The 16,846-nt window shown below is 57.9% G+C and carries 12 protein-coding genes; 6 read left to right on the top strand and 6 right to left on the bottom strand.

What is annotated here, in order from left to right; all coding sequences use genetic code 11:
- Window positions 1-15: 15 nt before the first annotated feature.
- Entirely contained in the window at window positions 16-1,257 is a 1,242-nt protein-coding gene (locus PMI21_RS15530; RefSeq protein WP_007937849.1) for an MdfA family multidrug efflux MFS transporter, read from the bottom strand.
- A gap of 538 nt (window positions 1,258-1,795) precedes the next feature.
- Between PMI21_RS15530 and PMI21_RS15535 the strand changes: the two genes are divergently transcribed.
- On the top strand, window positions 1,796-1,984 hold the full coding sequence (locus PMI21_RS15535; RefSeq protein WP_007937845.1) for a hypothetical protein: 189 nt from the start codon (window positions 1,796-1,798) through the stop codon (window positions 1,982-1,984).
- Here the strand turns inward: PMI21_RS15535 and PMI21_RS15540 are convergent.
- Complete coding sequence (locus tag PMI21_RS15540) at window positions 1,974-2,375, bottom strand: hypothetical protein (RefSeq protein WP_007937844.1); 402 nt, start codon at window positions 2,373-2,375, stop codon at window positions 1,974-1,976. The genes PMI21_RS15535 and PMI21_RS15540 overlap by 11 nt on opposite strands.
- A 233-nt stretch (window positions 2,376-2,608) precedes the next feature.
- On the opposite strand from PMI21_RS15540, the gene pvdQ reads away from it, so the two are divergent.
- Entirely contained in the window at window positions 2,609-4,954 is a 2,346-nt protein-coding gene (pvdQ, locus tag PMI21_RS15545; protein WP_007937843.1) for a bifunctional acylase PvdQ, read from the top strand.
- 55 nt (window positions 4,955-5,009) lie between these two features.
- On the opposite strand, the gene PMI21_RS15550 is transcribed toward pvdQ, so the two are convergent.
- Window positions 5,010-6,011: a FecR family protein gene (locus PMI21_RS15550; protein ID WP_007937842.1), complete on the bottom strand. Its 1,002-nt coding sequence runs from the start codon at window positions 6,009-6,011 to the stop codon at window positions 5,010-5,012.
- Between the two features lie 98 nt (window positions 6,012-6,109).
- Entirely contained in the window at window positions 6,110-10,981 is a 4,872-nt protein-coding gene (locus tag PMI21_RS15555) for a dermonecrotic toxin domain-containing protein (RefSeq protein ID WP_007937841.1), read from the bottom strand.
- 219 nt (window positions 10,982-11,200) lie between these two features.
- Here PMI21_RS15555 and PMI21_RS15560 point away from each other — a divergent pair, with 219 nt between their 5' ends.
- Entirely contained in the window at window positions 11,201-12,241 is a 1,041-nt protein-coding gene (locus PMI21_RS15560) for an Ldh family oxidoreductase (protein ID WP_007937840.1), read from the top strand.
- Between the two features lie 206 nt (window positions 12,242-12,447).
- Here the strand turns inward: PMI21_RS15560 and PMI21_RS15565 are convergent, their stop codons facing one another.
- Window positions 12,448-12,765 carry a DUF883 family protein gene (locus PMI21_RS15565; RefSeq protein ID WP_007937839.1) on the bottom strand — a complete coding sequence of 106 codons (318 nt, stop codon included), beginning with the start codon at window positions 12,763-12,765 and terminating at the stop codon, window positions 12,448-12,450.
- A gap of 207 nt (window positions 12,766-12,972) precedes the next feature.
- Between PMI21_RS15565 and PMI21_RS15570 the strand changes: the two genes are divergently transcribed.
- On the top strand, window positions 12,973-13,224 hold the full coding sequence (locus PMI21_RS15570) for a hypothetical protein (protein WP_007937833.1): 252 nt from the start codon (window positions 12,973-12,975) through the stop codon (window positions 13,222-13,224).
- Here the strand turns inward: PMI21_RS15570 and PMI21_RS15575 are convergent.
- Window positions 13,217-14,140 carry a LysR family transcriptional regulator gene (locus PMI21_RS15575; protein WP_007937831.1) on the bottom strand — a complete coding sequence of 308 codons (924 nt, stop codon included), beginning with the start codon at window positions 14,138-14,140 and terminating at the stop codon, window positions 13,217-13,219. The genes PMI21_RS15570 and PMI21_RS15575 overlap by 8 nt on opposite strands.
- 85 nt (window positions 14,141-14,225) lie before the next feature.
- On the opposite strand from PMI21_RS15575, the gene PMI21_RS15580 reads away from it, so the two are divergent.
- On the top strand, window positions 14,226-15,149 hold the full coding sequence (locus PMI21_RS15580; protein ID WP_007937829.1) for a carbon-nitrogen hydrolase family protein: 924 nt from the start codon (window positions 14,226-14,228) through the stop codon (window positions 15,147-15,149).
- A gap of 68 nt (window positions 15,150-15,217) precedes the next feature.
- On the top strand, window positions 15,218-16,780 hold the full coding sequence (locus tag PMI21_RS15585) for an alkaline phosphatase D family protein (RefSeq protein ID WP_007937828.1): 1,563 nt from the start codon (window positions 15,218-15,220) through the stop codon (window positions 16,778-16,780).
- The last annotated feature ends 66 nt before the right edge of the window (window positions 16,781-16,846 follow it).

Genomic DNA, 16,846 nt, shown 5'->3' with positions numbered 1-16,846 from the left:
ACCTATGGTGTGGTGTCAGACGGCATGAACGATGTGAGAGCGCTGCAGGAACAGTCGCAAGGGGACGAGGCACAAGAGCCCCGAGAAACCGGTAAGCAAGGCGAAGGTTTCAAGACTGTCACCGGCCCCCAACACGGCGATAATCGAGCCACCACCCCCCATGACGACAATGGAGATCATGCCGATCATGGCCGACACCAGGCCTTTGCTGTCGTCGCTGGAGAACAGTGCTAGCCGGTACAGCGCGGCATTGCTCATGCCAAGACCGACGGCGTAAAGGGACAGGCAACTGATCAATAGAGCTGTTGAATTACCGATAAAAGCGATGACGGCCAAGGCGATGAGGCCACCGCAAAATGGCCAGAGTGCGTATCGAATCAGTTGGGTCAGTTCAGTCTTGGCAATCAGTCGGTTGAGTATCAGATTGCCGAGAATGACGGCCGCAAATACCGGGATCTGCCACAGGCCATAGTGCAGGGTAGAAAGCCCCTGGTTTTGGATGAGCAAGAGCGGCGCCAGCCCGATCCAGGCAATCAGCGGCAAGCTCATCAGCCCCAGGGCGACGGTAGCGCTCAGAAATGGCGGGTTGGTGAGCAAGGCTGTGTAGCGGCGCAGCGTACCGCCCCATTCAAACGGCACAGCGGCCAGTCGCTGTCCGTCATGGCGCAAGGTGCCCACCGTTTCCGGCATGAACAGGTAAAGCCCGAGCCAGACTATCGCGCCGCCGACTCCCAAGAGTAAAAACAGCTCCCGCCAGGAGAGCCACTCCAGCATCAGGCTGCCGAGCAAGGGCCCCAGCAGCGGGGAGAGCAGCGCAACATTTCCCAGCAACGCCATGATTTTTACTGCATCGGCTTCGCAGAAGACTTCTTGCAGGGCTGGATAGCTCACCGCAATGATGAATCCCAATCCCATACCTTGAATCAGCCGCAAGCCGTTGAAGGCAAGAATGCTCTGCACGTTGAACGCAGCGGCGCAGGCGAAGGCGAATCCAGCACAACCGATGAGCAGCGTCCTGCGACGTCCGAAGTGATCTGACAACGGACCGATCAACCATTGCAAAAGAATGCCCCCTGCCAAATAAAGATTGAAGGCGTAAGGAACATGGCTCGGACTGGCATTCAATTGATGGGTTACGGTCAACATGGCCGGCATGATCATATCGCTGGCCATATAAGTCAGAAGTTCGAAGAAAGTGATCGCAAGGCAAAACCCAAGTAATCGAGGCGGACTTATTTCTATTAAAGGTTTGCGCATGACGTTCCTGTTGGTGCTGGAAGTTTGATAAGACAGCAGGAAAAGAATAGTCATGATCTATTAACGGTTTCATTGGCTTATTTGAAACTGAAAGTTTCAAAGCTTTTCGTTGTGTGTCTGGCTGGGGGTGGATGAAAAAAAGAGTAGGGTTTTGTAAATAAATGGAATAAGAATAATGTTATACGAAAAATTCCCGCTATAGGGCGGATGTTTGTATATGGCTTGTAGGAAAAGTTCTTTGTCTTGTGGGGAATAGTCGGTTATTCAGTCATCAAGAAAACAGCTTCATGTTATCGATGCTGATAGCAACCTTGGCCACTACGGTCATAATGGTGGCTGCCATGCGACCAGAGGAATCAGCAATGTGATTCGAAGGAAGCATTTCAAAAACCTCATGGTTATCGCCGCAATGAAGTCAAAACGCTTCATCGACTGTAAGATGAGGTCCCGTTTGAAGCCCCACATTCGCGCAGAACGGTAGGGGCTTGGTACACAACCGGATACAGCCCGGATACATTTATTGGTTCAGGAACCCGTAATGACCCAGTCACAACGTTTGAAATACTCGATTCTGATTTCCCTGGTGGTACTGGGGATCATGTTCGGCCTTTCCTGGCTGCAAAACGCAGGGTTCATCAGCGAGAAGCTGTTCCAGTACATCGCCATTGGCGTGGCGGTGATCGTGGTGGTCATCAATGGCGTGATGCGTCGCAAGGTCAAGCCTTGAGCGACGCCTGCTGGCCTGATTGCTCACCATGAAGGACGGCGACAGCCTGTGGATGCAGGCTGTAGCTTTTGTCCGGATTGAGCGTGATCACACCTTCACTGCACAAGCGCTTCAACACTTCGCGGACACTGAGAAAGGACAGGGGAATGTCCAGGTCCAGCAAATGACTGTGCACACCGCGCACACCCAGGCTGCGGTCGCTTTCAGCGGCGCTCAGCAAGGCGTCGATGACTTTCAGGCGAACCAGGCTGGTCCGCAGGCCAAAGCACTTGAGCAGAAACCTGATCCGTTCGTTGCCCTGGCGTTCGGTGTGTTGATTGAAAACGCCGGAGCTCATGGCGCTGCCCTGTGGTGCGTGGCTACCATCCGTTGGCAGTTGCGGGTTATGCATGCAAAAACTCCTTTTCAGAGCCTGATCATGAAAATGTGATGGGTGCTCTCAATCAATAAGACGAACGAGCCGGGAAATAATGAAGACCTGCATGTAGAAAATTTGTCGCCGCGACGTCAGCGCTCTGTGAGATGGGCGGGGGGGAAGCCCTCAAAGGCCTAAACTTTTGGTCATTTGCTTCGTTTTTCGGAAGACGCATTGCGTGTCAAACGTCTTTTCGATCAGGAGCGAGCGTGATTATTTCCAGGCAGTTAACCAGGTTGAGTCTTGCGGGTGTGTTTCTGGGGCTGAGCCTTGCGGCGAACGCGCGCAGCCAGCCAGAGCAGGCGACGGCCGACATCCGTCGTACCAGTTTCGGCGTACCGCATATCCGTGCCGAAAACGAGCGCGGGCTCGGCTATGGCATTGGCTATGCCTACGCTCAAGACAACTTGTGCTTGCTGGCCAATGAGATCGTTACCGTCAATGGTGAGCGTTCACGGTATTTTGGCCCGGATCAGGTGACGGTCGAAGAGCGCGGCAACCTGGCCAGCGATCTGTTTTTCAACTGGCTGAACACCCCCGAAGCTGTCGCCGGTTTCTGGCAGGCGCAAACACCTGAAGTCCGTGAACTCATTGAAGGTTATGTGGCGGGTTACAACCGCTCGCTGACAGAGCGTCGGGCGCAGGGGCTGCCGCAGCAATGCCAGGGCGAATGGGTACGCGTGATTACCGCTCAGGACCTGGTCAAGTTGACTCGTCGTTTGCTGGTCGAAGGCGGCGTGGGCCAGTTTGCCGAAGCACTGGCCGGCGCGACTCCGCCTAAAGCCGTCGCTCATGCGGCAGGCGACCCGGCGTCGTTCCAGCTGGCGGCTTCGCGCCTGCAACGCTTCGCACTGGATCGCGGCAGCAACGCCGTGGCGGTCGGCAGCGAGCGTTCGTTCAATGGTCGCGGGATGTTGCTGGCCAACCCGCATTTCCCTTGGGTGGGCGGGATGCGTTTCTATCAGATGCACCTGACCATTCCCGGCAAACTGGACGTCATGGGCGCCGCGTTGCCCGGTCTGCCGATGATCAACATCGGGTTCAACCAGCATTTGGCATGGACCCACACCGTCGATTCCTCCAAGCACTTCACCCTGTATCGCCTGCAACTCGACCCCAAGGATCCGACCCGCTATCTGCTGGATGGCAAGTCCTTGCCGATGAAAAAGCAGACGCTGGCGGTCAGTGTGAAGCAACCCGATGGCCAGACCCGGGAGATTTCCCATGTGGTTTACAGTTCGCAATTCGGCCCGATTGTGCAATGGCCCGGAAAACTGGACTGGAACACTCAGTTTGCCTACAGCCTGCGCGATGCCAATCTGGATAACGACCGGGTCTTGCAGCAGTGGTACACGATGAACCGTGCTGTCAGCCTCAAGGATTTCCAGGCATCGGTGCACAAGATTCAGGGGATTCCGTGGGTCAATACCCTGGCGGTGGACGATCAGGGGCAGACGCTATACATGAACCTGTCGGTGGTGCCGAACGTCAGTGCCGACAAGTTGGCCAAGTGCAGCGATCCGCGGGCCGGATTGCAGATGATCCTGCTCGACGGCTCCAACAGCGCCTGCGCCTGGGACATCGACCCGCACGCCGCGCAGAAAGGTATTTATGCGGCAGACAAATTGCCGCAACTGCTGCGCAAGGATTTTGTGCAGCATTCCAACGATTCGGCCTGGATGGCCAACCCGGCACAACCGCTCACCGGTTTCTCGCCGTTGATCAGTCAGGACAGCCAGCCATTGGGGCTGCGTTCGCGCTTCGCACTGGAGCGCCTGGGCTTTTTGAACAAGGCGGGTCCCATAGCGGCGGCGGATCTGCAACACATGGTGATGGACGATCAGGTGTATCAGGCGGCCCTGGTGATGCCGGACCTGCTGCAATTCTGTGCTGCGGACCTCGGCCCCGATGCGCCGACGCTGATGTCGTTGTGTGCCAGTCTCAAGGCTTGGGATCACCGAGTGAATCTGGACAGTGGGTTGGGCTTTGTGCATTTTCAGAACGTCATGCAGGCGTTGCAGCAAGTCCCTGACCTGTGGCGTGTGGCGTTCGATCCGAAGGATCCGCAAACCACACCGCGTGGCCTGGCAATCGAACAGCCGGAAGTCGCCAAAGCGGTTCGGGCGGCGATGCTGGCCTCGGTAGAAAAGATCAAGACCCTTGGCCTGAAGGCTGATAGCCGCTGGGGCGATATCCAGGTGGCCAGCAGTGGCGGTCAGCAGACGCCGATCCATGGCGGGCCGGGCACGCTGGGTGTGTATAACGCCATTCAAAGTGTGCCGAGAACCGACGGCAAGCGGGAAGTCGTCAGTGGCACCAGCTATTTGCAGGTGGTGACGTTCGATGACAAGGGGCCGCAGGCTCAGGGTTTGCTGGCATTCTCGTTGTCCAGTGACCCAGCGTCGAAGTATTCCCGGGACCAGACACTGGCCTTTTCGAAGAAACAGTTGAGTGTGCTGCCGTTCACCGAGCAGCAGATCATGGCTGATCCGCAGTACCAGGCTCAGACGATCCGTGAGCAGGATGAGAAAGCAGGGAAGATCGCCGCGCAATAACAGCGATAGCGTCCAAATGAAAAATGAAGGCCGCACCCCATAGGGGGCGCGGCTTTCAGCTTTTTGGGACTTGCTGCGGAATCGAATTGAGAACCGGATTGCCGTCCTTGTTACGGGTCAGGTAGACCGGCAGCACCCTGGGCAGCGAAGCCACCAGGTTGTCGACCTCTTTGATGTTGTAGATGCCGCCGAGGCGAATCGAGCCGGTGCTGTGGTCCGCGATCATTACTGGTTTGTTCAGGTAACGATTGATCAAGGGCAGGGCGTCGGTCAGCGCCAGATCATCGAGCACCAGTTTGCCGCTGCGCCAGGCCAGCGACTGGTCGTTGGCATAGGTCTGGCTGATTTGCGGCGTGAAGTCGCCGTGCCTGTAACGTGCCTGCATCGCAGGTTCCAGGCGCAGGCCGTCGCCGGGCAGGGCATCGTTGCTGGTTACCAGCACGGAACCCTCGATCAGGTTCACGCGGACTTGGTCTTCATACATCCAGACGTTGAACCGGGTGCCGGTGACGCGAATACTGCCGTCGGCCGCCTTGACGATGAAAGGGTGCTGCATGTCATGGCTGACGCTGAAGAAGGCTTCGCCTTTTTTCAGCGTGACACGACGCTGATCCTTGTAATTGCTGAACGTCAGTTCACTGCCCAGGTTCAGTTCTACCTGGCTGCCGTCGCTCAGGGTGACCTGACGAACATTATCGGTTGCCTCGAAATGCTGGTAGGCATTGGGCAGCCATCCAAGGTTCCACCCGGTATACGCCGCCAGTGGCAGCGCCAGGGCGCAGACGGTGGCTGCAAGGCCGAAAGTGCGCCAAGGCGTTGCCGGTTTGACCCGAACAGCGGGCACAGAGGATTCCGCACGAGGCAAATCCCCCGCAACATCCCAGATCTCCAGCATGGCTTCGTACTCGAAGGCGTGCAGCGGATGGGCATCACGCCATTGCTCGAACGCCAGGCGTTCTTCAGCCGTGCAGTCGATGGCGTGCAGACGCATGCACCAGTGCGCAGCGGCATCGGTGATGGCGTCGTATTGGGCTTGCGAGAGAGAGTGGTCGGTCATTGACTCATCCTGGTTTCCTGCATTCTAACCTTGAGGGCAAGTCTGCGAGAACAGCCGTCATGGCAATTGCCCATCAAAGTCGCACTTATTTTTATGACTCAAGGCGTGCTGGTGTGCAATTGGCGCCCTAACTGAGCGATTAGCCAGGACACGCTATCGGCGTTGCCGAGTTGCACGGCCAGTCTGGCCTTTGAGTCCTTCATGAAGCGCTTGCGGGCTTCGACCAACGTCGTTTCACCCGTTAATCTCAAAACAGTTTGCAGTTGCCGATCAGTACTCCCGTTAGTGGTACTGCCAAAATCCTCCCACAGCCCGGAATCGGCATTGTGGAACGCGAAGAGTTGGGTCAAGGGCGACTTGCTCGACAATGCGGTTCGCTGAACGTCAGTCAATGTTTTTTTGAGCGCCCTGGCCCGGGTGCTGGACGTTTCTATCAAGTCGGCAAAAGGTCTGGAGGGGTCGAGATAACCGAGGTCTTCTGTGTCGCATACAATGTGCGACAGCTCGTGAATCAAGGTGGCGGCTCGGGCATGAGGCCGGATGGGGAAGGATGCATCAGACATGTAATTGCGGTAATGGTCAAAATTCGGGAGAAAGAATTTCTCTGCCAGATAGACTTTCCGCTTGCGGTCCCCAGGAATCGTGAAGGCGAAAGTATGTTCCCGGCCTTTATGGGTTCTCCCGACCACAAATCGATTGGACTTCGCTTCCCTGAGTGTGGGATCCAACAAAGCGCCAAAAACATCGCCGACGACTTTCTCGAGCATCGTCACATGCTCGGGAAGCACTGTCGGTACATCGAGAAATTCCATAATAAGCTGATGTACAGGCGTGACTTTTTTACCCGGGGTTCTGAGTAGCTGCAGATTGCGAAAAGCGTTCCAGGCATACGTGGTCGCCAGGTCCAGGCCTTCGTCGATCAGGCGCGCCCTGACGGGAAACATCGAGCGGATCTCTGCCATCCCATTGGCTTCGACATTCATGCCGCCTCTTACTGCAAGCGCTGTCTCCAATCGGTTGAGCAGGCTGTAGCGCGGATTCAGCGTTTCCAGATCCAGCACCCATTGCTTGGAGGTGTTCTGGCGTAGATCGGGACCATGGGCATCGTTGCTGCCGATGCGCCAGAGCGCACCCCGTTTTTCGACTGGATAGACTTTGCCTTCAACCGGGCCATAGTGTTTTTTTGTCGTCGGATGGGTATAGAGCCCAAGCGTCGGGTTCAGCGTCAACGAGCCCAGATCGACATCGGGACTCTCATAGCGCTGCAAGCGAGTGCGTTCGGGCGCTGTGATGTCGATGTCTTGCCATTTTGACCGTGTGCCGGCTGTTACTGGCGCCGGCTCACCCACGGTCGAAGACAGCGTTGCCTGGTCCTCCATCGATTGACGCAAGGTGGCGAGTTGCGCAATGCCGCTGATGAATGCCCTTATCGCGGCGCCCCACTTGTGCGTTTGCAGGTCTTCGGCGGATTGCTTGATGTCCTGGTAGCTGCGCCATACCGTGATCGGGTAAGCGAGCTTGCCCATGAAGAACGTATAAGCCTCCTGCAAGTCCTCGCCCAATACGTGCCTGATGGTTGCCCATTCGCCCTGAGCATTGTTGTCTGACTGACACCCCAGTAAACGGGCGAGTAACTCGGCATTGTCGTTGAACAAATGCCTGAACAGGTTTCCCTTGATTGGAGTGGACGCCAGGGTGACTTCGCTCAGGTGATTACCGGTGGTCGCCATCCGGTTTTTCAGGAGGGTCCGATCAGCCTGCGGCAGATTCATGAGTACCCAGTCGTGCAGCGCGCCCTGGGCCTTCATTTCTGTCAGCAGTTGTTGTTCATTTTCATATTCCTTGACCCCGTGCCGAGGACTATAGGGCGCTAAAAGGACCTGCGGTCCTGCGCTGTCCTGCGCTGAGCCGATCAGATAGAGGCCTGGCACTTTGAGTGTTTGTCCGCTCTTGATGCCTATGAGTTCAAGTGGGCGGATGATCGCCTTTGCGCCATCGACGGCGGCACGGGCGATGGCGTCGGGCATGTCCATGATTTGCCGGAGCAGATCAAATCCTGCCTCGCTCAGGCGCTCCTGAAGTTTTTCCGAATGGGCATAATGCATCAGTTGCCACGGTAATTGTGTGGCGAAACGCTTTCTGCGATCCGCCGCGCCGGGGTGCGTATCGGCAAACGCTGCGCTCAATATCGCTTGCTGATGCTCGCCCGGCTTCAGGTTACGTATCAGGCTTTTGATGTAGTTTTCGTCCATGGCGTCCGGAATCGCGGTGGCATTTAGCGACACCAGTTTGAAAGCGGCGTGTTCCAGATCCTTGATGTGGGTCAACGCAAACTCGGTCAGGGTGTGTATCACCGTCCCGGATGTCGCTCGTGGGCTGATGTGTACCTGGACGTTGTCCGGATCTATGTCGAAAGTGTCTGCCTTGAGTTGCTTCTGCAATTCATGGTGTGCCGTGCGCGCCAGGCTGCGAATGCCGCTCAGGCAGTCCTTGTCATCGGTGACGTTGTTCAGATATTGCTGAAGCAGTTCCCCGTGCAGCATCTGGTCTGCGATAGAGGCTTTTGCCAGCCATGCCGGAAGCATTTGCTGAGTCGTCAGGGACCGGGCGATGTTCGTTGCACGTTGCAGCCCCGTCTTCGGTTCGCGCAGCGCCACCAGGTTCAGCAGCCTGGATACGTTCGCGGCGGGAAGCGGCGTCTTCAGTGCATTTTCGATGGACGTCAGGTCCATCTGGACATTGGGCTTTTGTACATGATCGAAAAAATTGTCGCGAATCAGTTGCAGCGGCGCCAGGCTAAAGGTCTGCCAAGGCAATCTTTGGCTGCGTCCGAGGTTTTCCAGCAGCGTGGTACGTTCATCTTCGTCTTTCAGGCGTCTTTCGAGTTCGCTCAGCAAGGGGGTGAGCGAGGGGAATGCTTCGAATCCAATCGCCGGGGTCCATAGAATGGCCTTGCCCGAATGGGTCGGGTCCAGTCCGCCTCGTTCCGTCAGCACAAAACAACTGGCCAGGTTCAATAAATCGGTGGTGTCACCGACCTTCAGCGCCAGAGAAAACACGTCTGGCAAAAAGCCGTTCAGGGCGGCGCGTTGCAGGCGCACCGGAGTATCGAGCACCGTTTTGATGATTGCCTGTTCCGTTGCACCTAACGTGTGGGCGACTGTCCGCAGTTTGAGTTCGCTGTGCAGTGCCGTTGACAGGGTATGGGTGAAACTCGATTTCAAGCCTTCCAGCGACGAGCCAACGATACGTTGCGCTTCAGCGATTGTGCGGGTGACGGCAGGAATGGCGGGGTAGTTTTCAAGGCGTTGTTCGAGCGCCTGTTCGACCGTGGAGAGCAGGCTCAGCTGTTCTTTGGCCGACTCGGCGCGCACGGTAGCCGGTTGCGCGCTCCAGCGCTGGTCCGTTTGTGTACTCCAGCGCCCGGCGGCGTCGCCGGCTAACAGCCGCTCGTCGATCAGGGCTCGAACATCCAGCGCCTTGTCCAGCAAGGCATGGGGGTTGAGCATGCCTTCGCTTTCTCGGAACCGGCTCAAGGCGTAGCTCAGGTTTTGCAATTGCTTGGCAAGCACATCCGCCGTCAGTTGTTCGAACACCGGGCCGACAATCGGTTCACCAGCAATCACTCGCTCGTCGGGTTCCAGCTTAAGAAACGTGCCGCGTTCATCCTGCGACATGAAATTGAGCAGCGTGTCTTCATGGCCTTCGCTTTTGAGCATGCGCAACACGATGTTCTTGAGGGTGGGCAGGTCGCTCGTGGCCTCGATGCCTCGGGACGGGGTGTACAGAAAACCGAGGGTATCTTCAGCACCGATCATGAAGGTCGAAGCCAGTTCCACGTAATGCTTGTAGAGGGCGGTCACGCGCACTTTTTCAATACGCAGAGAAGCGCCCGGGGCAGCTGCAAGGCTGACGTTCATCAGGCTCAGGTATTGTTGTGTGGTCAGAATTCCTTGTTGGCGCTTGAGCAACAGATCCAGGTGCCAGGTGTCGCGCATGCACTCGGTTAAAAACTCCGAAGGTGATTGTCCGCTGCTCATGGGCGTGTTCCAGAACGACTGGAGCAGACTTTGCAAGTGCGGTGTAAAACTTTGCGCGATTTCGATGATCGCACTTTCCCATGCCTGGTTATCAGCGTCGCTGCTCACGCCATGGCGGGGATGGGAGAAAATCCGGGAATCGCCAACGGGCCATTGGTAGGTCAGGTAATACTGCAGAAGGGCGGCGCCCAGCGGGAGCGAGGACATCTTGTGGCTATAGTCGGTAGTGTCGAAGGCGGAAACGGTGTTGATGAAACTCTCCAGCCGCGTCTGACGCTGGTCCAATCCAGGGAAGCGCTTGGCCAAGGCAACCTTGAGGGTTTCATCGAGCATCGACTTCAGTGTCGGGAGCTTCATCAGTGCGCCCGTCATCACCTGGATGTTGTGTGCCCTGTTACGCTCGAGGACGGTCTCCTGTTCCTGAAATACCGCCCCTTCGATGGTCTGTGTCGTGATGTCTGGCGTGGTGGCTGCCAGCACGGCGGTGCGCTGTTCGATTGAGAGGTAGCGCAGTAATTCTCGCTTTGCGGTGTCCTGTCCCAGCCACTCCTTGAGTTTGCTTTTCACGTCGTCCATGTCGGCGAATTTGATCAGGCCTTTCCACGGTGTATAGATAATGACCTCGGTCTTGTCCTTGTCCTTGTCCCTGTCCTTGTCCTTGTCCTTGTCTTCGACTTTGGGGTGACTCATGCAAAACGCACCGGCCAATGGAATGTCGGGCTCGTCAGGTATTTTCAACATCAGCTGGTCTACCTGCATCGGTGCCTTGTGGGCAGCGCGAACCTCATGGGTGGCGAGATAAACACCACCTTTCAACCATTTCAGGTCATCAAGGGTGAAGTTCAGTGCTTTCTCGCGATCACCAGGTTGCTTTGCATTGGAGGCACGTTCTGCCTCGTCGAAAAAATACGGCTGTGCTGGATCGGTCATGATTTTTCCTCGATGGGCTGCGATCGCAGGTTGTTGGTTCGAGGGAAAACAGTAGGGCCAATGGAATGCCCGGGTGCGGTACATATTGCTTGAGCTGATCCTTTGTCGCAGGCTTGACAGGACGCCGGTAAAACAGCGCTTAATCGACGACTTTTATCGGTTGCCCTGCAACCTCGCTTGACCTGTTGCCCATACCCAATAATAAAACCGGAGCTTCAGATGACCGTATCGCCTGAAATGGCCGTCAATTCGAACACCCAAAACCTCGATTTCGACGCGCTCGTTCAATTGCTCGAGCAGATCTTTCTGCGTCACGGCACCTCAGCTGACGTCGCCAGAACCCTGGCCCTCAACTGTGCCGGCGCCGAACGCGACGGGGCTCACAGTCACGGTGTGTTCCGCATTCCCGGCTATGTGTCGACGCTGCAGAGCGGCTGGGTCAATGGCCAGGCCGTGCCGGTGGTCGAGGACGTGGCCTCGGGGTTTGTCCGGGTCGACGCTGGTAATGGTTTCGCCCAACCGGCCCTCGCGGCAGCGCGGCCCTTGCTGGTGGAAAAAGCCCGCAGCGCCGGCATTGCGGTGCTGGCCATCCGCAATTCCCACCATTTCGCTGCCTTGTGGCCGGACGTCGAACCGTTTGCCTATGAAGGGCTGGTGGCACTGAGCGTCGTCAACAGCATGACCTGCGTGGTGCCGCACGGTGCCGATCGTCCGCTGTTCGGGACCAACCCGATTGCCTTCGCCGCGCCCAGGGCTGACGGTGCGCCGATTGTCTTCGACCTGGCGACCAGCGCCATCGCCCATGGCGACGTGCAGATCGCCGCCCGTAAAGGCGAACGCTTGCCTGCGGGCATGGGCGTGGACAGCCTCGGCCAGCCGACTCAGGACCCGAAAGCAATTCTCGAAGGTGGCGCGTTGCTGCCGTTTGGCGGGCACAAGGGCTCGGCGCTGTCGATGATGGTGGAGTTGTTGGCGGCGGCGTTGACCGGTGGCAACTTCTCGTTCGAGTTCGATTGGTCGAACCATCCGGGGGCCAAAACCCCCTGGACCGGGCAACTGCTGATCGTGATCGATCCGAGCAAATCGGCGGGGCAAAATTTTGCCGAACGCAGTCAGGAACTGGTCCGGCAGATGCACGGTGTGGGGCTCAAGCGTTTACCGGGTGATCGGCGTCACCTGCAACGCGCCAAAGCCAAGGTCGAAGGCATTGCGCTCGATCCACAGACGCTGGCGAATCTGCGGGAACTGGCCGGGCATTGATCTGCGCGCGATGCGCTCTTCGTAGCAGCTGGCGAAGCCTGCGTTCGGCGGCGAAGCCGTCGTAAACACTGTGTGCAGGGTTTACTGAAACACCGCAAACTTTGGTTTTACGACGGCTTCGCCGCCGAACGCAGCCTGCGGCAGCTGCTACAGATCGCATTGACAGGTATTAAATGCAGCGCTCGCTTTTTTTCGTTCGCATCGGTTCAACGCCGGCCCAGCAACAGACCAACCACCAGACCGAAACCCGCAGAGATGGCCACGGTTTGCCATGGATGACCGCCGATGTAGGTTTCGGTGGCGTCGACTGCGGGTTTGGTCCGCTCACGAACACTGGATACCGAGCTTCTGGCCTTCTGGAGTTTCTGGGCGATTTGCCCGCGAAGGGTGTCCGCTTCTTCTCCGACCAGTGAGGCACTGCTTTTCAGTAGTTTTTCCGACTCTTCGATCAGGGCCTGAAGTTCGCTGAAGACCTGATCCTTGATTTGATCCTCGGCGACTTGATCGGCAGTTTTGCGGGCCATTGGTGTACTCCTTACAGTGAATGGACGGTGAGCAATGGAGTCTGCGGCGATTGAAAAAGTTGCAGCTATTGTGCGCGGTGGCTCAAGCGGACGCAGAGCGTCCATTGAGGCATGCCTTTGCTGCGCGTGGGAACGATAAAATCCAGCGCAGGACATTTCTTCCTACAGTGTAAGATGTCGCCTATTTTACGCAGCAGGTAATTCCCCATGAGCTTCAATCTGGCCGATAAACCCCTGGCCGAGCGCGCAGCGCTTGAAGATGAAAAATCCCGTCTGTTCGAACTCTGGCAAAACAACCTGGGCAAAGCCAAGGGCGAAGCCGCACGCTTGTTCGGTGAGCGCGCCAAGCGCAAAGGCAAATGGGCGGAATGGGTGCGCTCCGAACTCGACGGCATGTCGCCGCCGGAATTCGCGAACATGGTGCGCAGTGAAGTCAATCGCCTGATGGCTGCTAAATAAGCGCCTGCCTGGAAAAAATCGCGACAATCGCCTCGCGAACTTTCAACACCACCGGATCGAGCTGCGTACTGGTGCGCCAGCCCAGTTCGATCGGGTAACGCGGCAGCGCCAAAGGGCAGGGCAGCAACGCCAGTCCACTGAGCGCGGCGATGCTCTGCGCCGCATGGGCGGGAATGGTCGCCACCGCCTGGCTGCCCTTGAGCAAATACGGCAACGCGGCAAAATGGGTGGTCGACGCGCATACCCGCCGACTCAATCCCAGCGCCGCCAGACCTTCATCGGTAATCCCGATAAAACCGCCTGAAGACACCAGAATGTGCTCACGAGCGACGAACTCATCAAGGCTGAGGGTCTGTTGTCCCTCGGTCAGGCTGAGGGGATCCACCAAACACAGATAACCCCCTTCACCCAACACCTGACGGCTGAGCAAACGTTCGGCAAACCCGCCTGCGGTGATCGCCAGATCGATGCTGCGCTCCATCAACGCCCTGGCGACGATCTGGGTGTGGGTCTGGCGAAAGATCAGCCGCAGTTTCGGCGCACGGTGAGCGATCTCTTCGATCAATCGTCGCCCGTAGGCGATTTCAAAATCATCCGACAAACCCACCGTGACCGAGCGTCCGTCGTATTGATGGGCCGCCGGATCGACCATCGCCAGGCTCTGCCGGCATTTGTTCAGCGCATCGCTGACCACCGGTTTCAGCTGATTGGCCTTGAGCGTCGGCGCAAGACCTCGACCGGTGCGCACGAATAACTGATCGCCATACACCTCGCGCAACCGGCGCAATGCCGCGCTGACCGCCGATTGCGTCACGCCAAGACGCAGTGCGGCACGGCTGGCGCTGGACTCTTCATGCAGCGCTTCGAAGACTTTGAGCAAGTTGAGATCGATGGTGGCGATATTCATTTGATTCATATCATTCAGCAGTGAGTCGGGCTTTATTCATGATCCTGTGGCGCCGGAGAATGAGCAACACCTCATTACTGACGGAGTCACCGCGATGCCCAAGTCAATCGTTGCTGCCCTGCAAATCGGCGCCTTGCCCGGCGGCAAGGCCGACACCCTCGAGCAAATCCTTTCATGGGAAAGTGCCATTATCGAATCCGGCGCGAAGCTGGTGGTCATGCCCGAGGCGTTGCTCGGTGGTTACCCCAAAGGCGAGGGCTTCGGCACGCAACTCGGCTATCGACTGCCGGAAGGTCGCGAAGCGTTTGCCCGGTATTTCGCCAACGCCATCGACGTGCCCGGTGCCGAGACTGAAGCCCTGGCCGGTTTGTCGGCCCGCACCGGGGCCAACCTGGTGATCGGTGTGATCGAGCGCGCCGGCAGCACCTTGTACTGCACCGCGCTGTACTTCGACCCGCAGGCGGGACTGGTCGCCAAGCACCGCAAACTGATGCCCACCGGCACCGAGCGACTGATCTGGGGCAAGGGCGATGGCTCGACCTTGCCGGTGATCGACAGCCATGTCGGGCGGATCGGCGCGGTGGTGTGCTGGGAAAACATGATGCCGTTGCTGCGCACCGCGATGTACGCCAAAGGCGTGGAGGTCTGGTGTGCGCCGACCGTGGATGAGCGGGAAATGTGGCAGGTCAGCATGCGCCACATCGCCCATGAAGGACGCTGCTTTGTGGTCAGTGCCTGTCAGGTTCAGGACTCGCCGCAAGCCTTGGGCGTGGACATCGCCAACTGGCCGGCAGAGCGCCCGTTGATTGCCGGCGGCAGCGTGATTGTCGGGCCGATGGGCGACATTCTCGCCGGGCCACTGCGCGACGAGGCGGGTTTGCTGACTGCGGAAATCGACACCGATGACCTGATCCGCGCCCGATACGACTACGACGTGGTCGGGCACTACGCGCGCCCGGACGTGTTTGAGTTGACGGTGGATGAGCGAGCCAGACCGGGCGTGCGGTTCAACGCATAATCCGTCGGGGGGCGTGATTGTCGTCTAATCTCCAGGCGTTCACCTCCCCGTCAACGGATGGACTCGCCATGAGTTTGTTACTAGGCCCGATTCTGCAGTTTCGTGGCATCAACAATAACGTCTACAACGTGTCTGCCCTGGTGGTTTCACCCTTGGGCGGGCCACCACCCACGGTAAAAGTGCCCAAGGGTGTGACTGCCGACACACCCTTGGCCATCGCCGATATCCCGCTGCTCGATCCTAAGTCCCGCGTCTGGCGCGTCGATTTCAAAGCGACGCAGGATCAGGCCGTTGCCACCAGTTACACGGTCACGATTGACGGCTCGCAGGGCAACTTCGTCGTTCCGGCCATGGGCCAGTCGCCGCGCATTGCCTATGTATCGTGCAACGGCTTCTCCGACCCCAGGGAAATGGAGAAGGTAGACCGGAACAACGAGCGTTGGGAGCACATGTGGGGCGCTCACCAGGGCGAGCCCTATCATCTGCTGTTGATGGGCGGCGATCAGGTTTACAGCGACGACATGCGCAGCAGTGTGCCGTCGATGAAAACATGGTTCGCCAAACCCTTCGCCGACCGTCAAAAGGCGGCCTACAGCAAGGTGATCGAAGCCGATCTGGACAAGTTTTTCGCCAGGCTCTACCTGGAGTGCTGGAAACAGCCCGAGATGGCCAAGGTGTTCGGCGCCATTCCGACGGTGATGATGTGGGATGACCATGACATCATCGATGGCTGGGGTTCCTACGATGAGATATTGCATTCAAGCCCGGTGTTCCAGGGGCTGTTTGCCACGGCCAAACGCTATTTCAGGATTTTCCAGCAGCAACTGATCCAGACCCATCCTCACCTCAAACCGTCTGCTGATACCCACCCCTGCGCGATTCCCGGCACCGCTGATGGCTTTCACCTGGGGTTCACCGGCCTGGGCGAGTTGGCCTTGCTGGTTCCCGATTTGCGCAGCGAACGCACGCCGGATTTGACCGCCCCGCGTGCCCAACAAACCCGGGTCATTTCCCCGGTCAGTTGGGATGCGATTTATGCCTGGCTGGACAAGGTCCCTGCGCACAAGCACCTGTTGCTGATGTCGAGTATTCCGGTGGGTTACCTTGATTTGCAGGCAGCCGAAAAGGCGCTGGACCTGATGGCGGGGCAGCAGGAGCTAGAGGACGATTTACGCGACCACTGGCGAAGCCTGCCGCACCGCAGTGAACGCAAGCGCTTGATCATGCGGCTGCTGGATTTCGCCAAAGCCCAATCATGCAAGGTCACGCTGGTGTCCGGCGACGTTCATGTGGCGGGGGTCTGCGTAATCGAGTCGAAATTGCCCCGGCATGGCAGCGATGGTGCGGGGAAAATCTACCAATTGATTTCCACCGGCGTCGTCCATCCTGCGCCTCCGGTGCTGGCAGTGCACTTTCTGGAGTCCATCGGTGCGAACCAGGAACAGATTGACTACGCCATCACCGGAACCATGCTGCCCGTCAGCGCCAGGGGGCGTTACCTGATCGCCGCTCGAAACTGGTTGGCGATAGAGCCGGATGAGGGCGGCAACGGCAAAACCCGACTGTGGGCCAACTGGCACGTAGAAGGCCTCAAGCATTGTGTGACGCAGGTGATCGACCCCGTTACCTAGCGTGCTGCGGTTCACTTAAGCGATTTCAGCCGCGACGCATTCCTTGTAGCAGCTGCCGAGCTTGCG

It is taken from the genome of Pseudomonas sp. GM18, from assembly GCF_000282195.1.
Classification (GTDB): Bacteria; Pseudomonadota; Gammaproteobacteria; order Pseudomonadales; family Pseudomonadaceae; genus Aquipseudomonas.
This window is presented reverse-complemented; position numbering and strand designations above follow the sequence as displayed.

Bases quoted from the DNA above. Each gene is read 5' to 3' on its own strand.
- PMI21_RS15530 (WP_007937849.1), bottom strand. From the start codon at position 1,257: ATGCGCAAACCTTTAATAGAAATAAGTCCGCCTCGATTACTTGGGTTT.
- PMI21_RS15535 (WP_007937845.1), top strand. From the start codon at position 1,796: ATGACCCAGTCACAACGTTTGAAATACTCGATTCTGATTTCCCTGGTG.
- PMI21_RS15540 (WP_007937844.1), bottom strand. From the start codon at position 2,375: ATGCATAACCCGCAACTGCCAACGGATGGTAGCCACGCACCACAGGGC.
- PMI21_RS15550 (WP_007937842.1), bottom strand. From the start codon at position 6,011: ATGACCGACCACTCTCTCTCGCAAGCCCAATACGACGCCATCACCGAT.
- PMI21_RS15555 (WP_007937841.1), bottom strand. From the start codon at position 10,981: ATGACCGATCCAGCACAGCCGTATTTTTTCGACGAGGCAGAACGTGCC.
- PMI21_RS15560 (WP_007937840.1), top strand. From the start codon at position 11,201: ATGACCGTATCGCCTGAAATGGCCGTCAATTCGAACACCCAAAACCTC.
- PMI21_RS15565 (WP_007937839.1), bottom strand. From the start codon at position 12,765: ATGGCCCGCAAAACTGCCGATCAAGTCGCCGAGGATCAAATCAAGGAT.
- PMI21_RS15570 (WP_007937833.1), top strand. From the start codon at position 12,973: ATGAGCTTCAATCTGGCCGATAAACCCCTGGCCGAGCGCGCAGCGCTT.
- PMI21_RS15575 (WP_007937831.1), bottom strand. From the start codon at position 14,140: ATGAATCAAATGAATATCGCCACCATCGATCTCAACTTGCTCAAAGTC.
- PMI21_RS15580 (WP_007937829.1), top strand. From the start codon at position 14,226: ATGCCCAAGTCAATCGTTGCTGCCCTGCAAATCGGCGCCTTGCCCGGC.
- PMI21_RS15585 (WP_007937828.1), top strand. From the start codon at position 15,218: ATGAGTTTGTTACTAGGCCCGATTCTGCAGTTTCGTGGCATCAACAAT.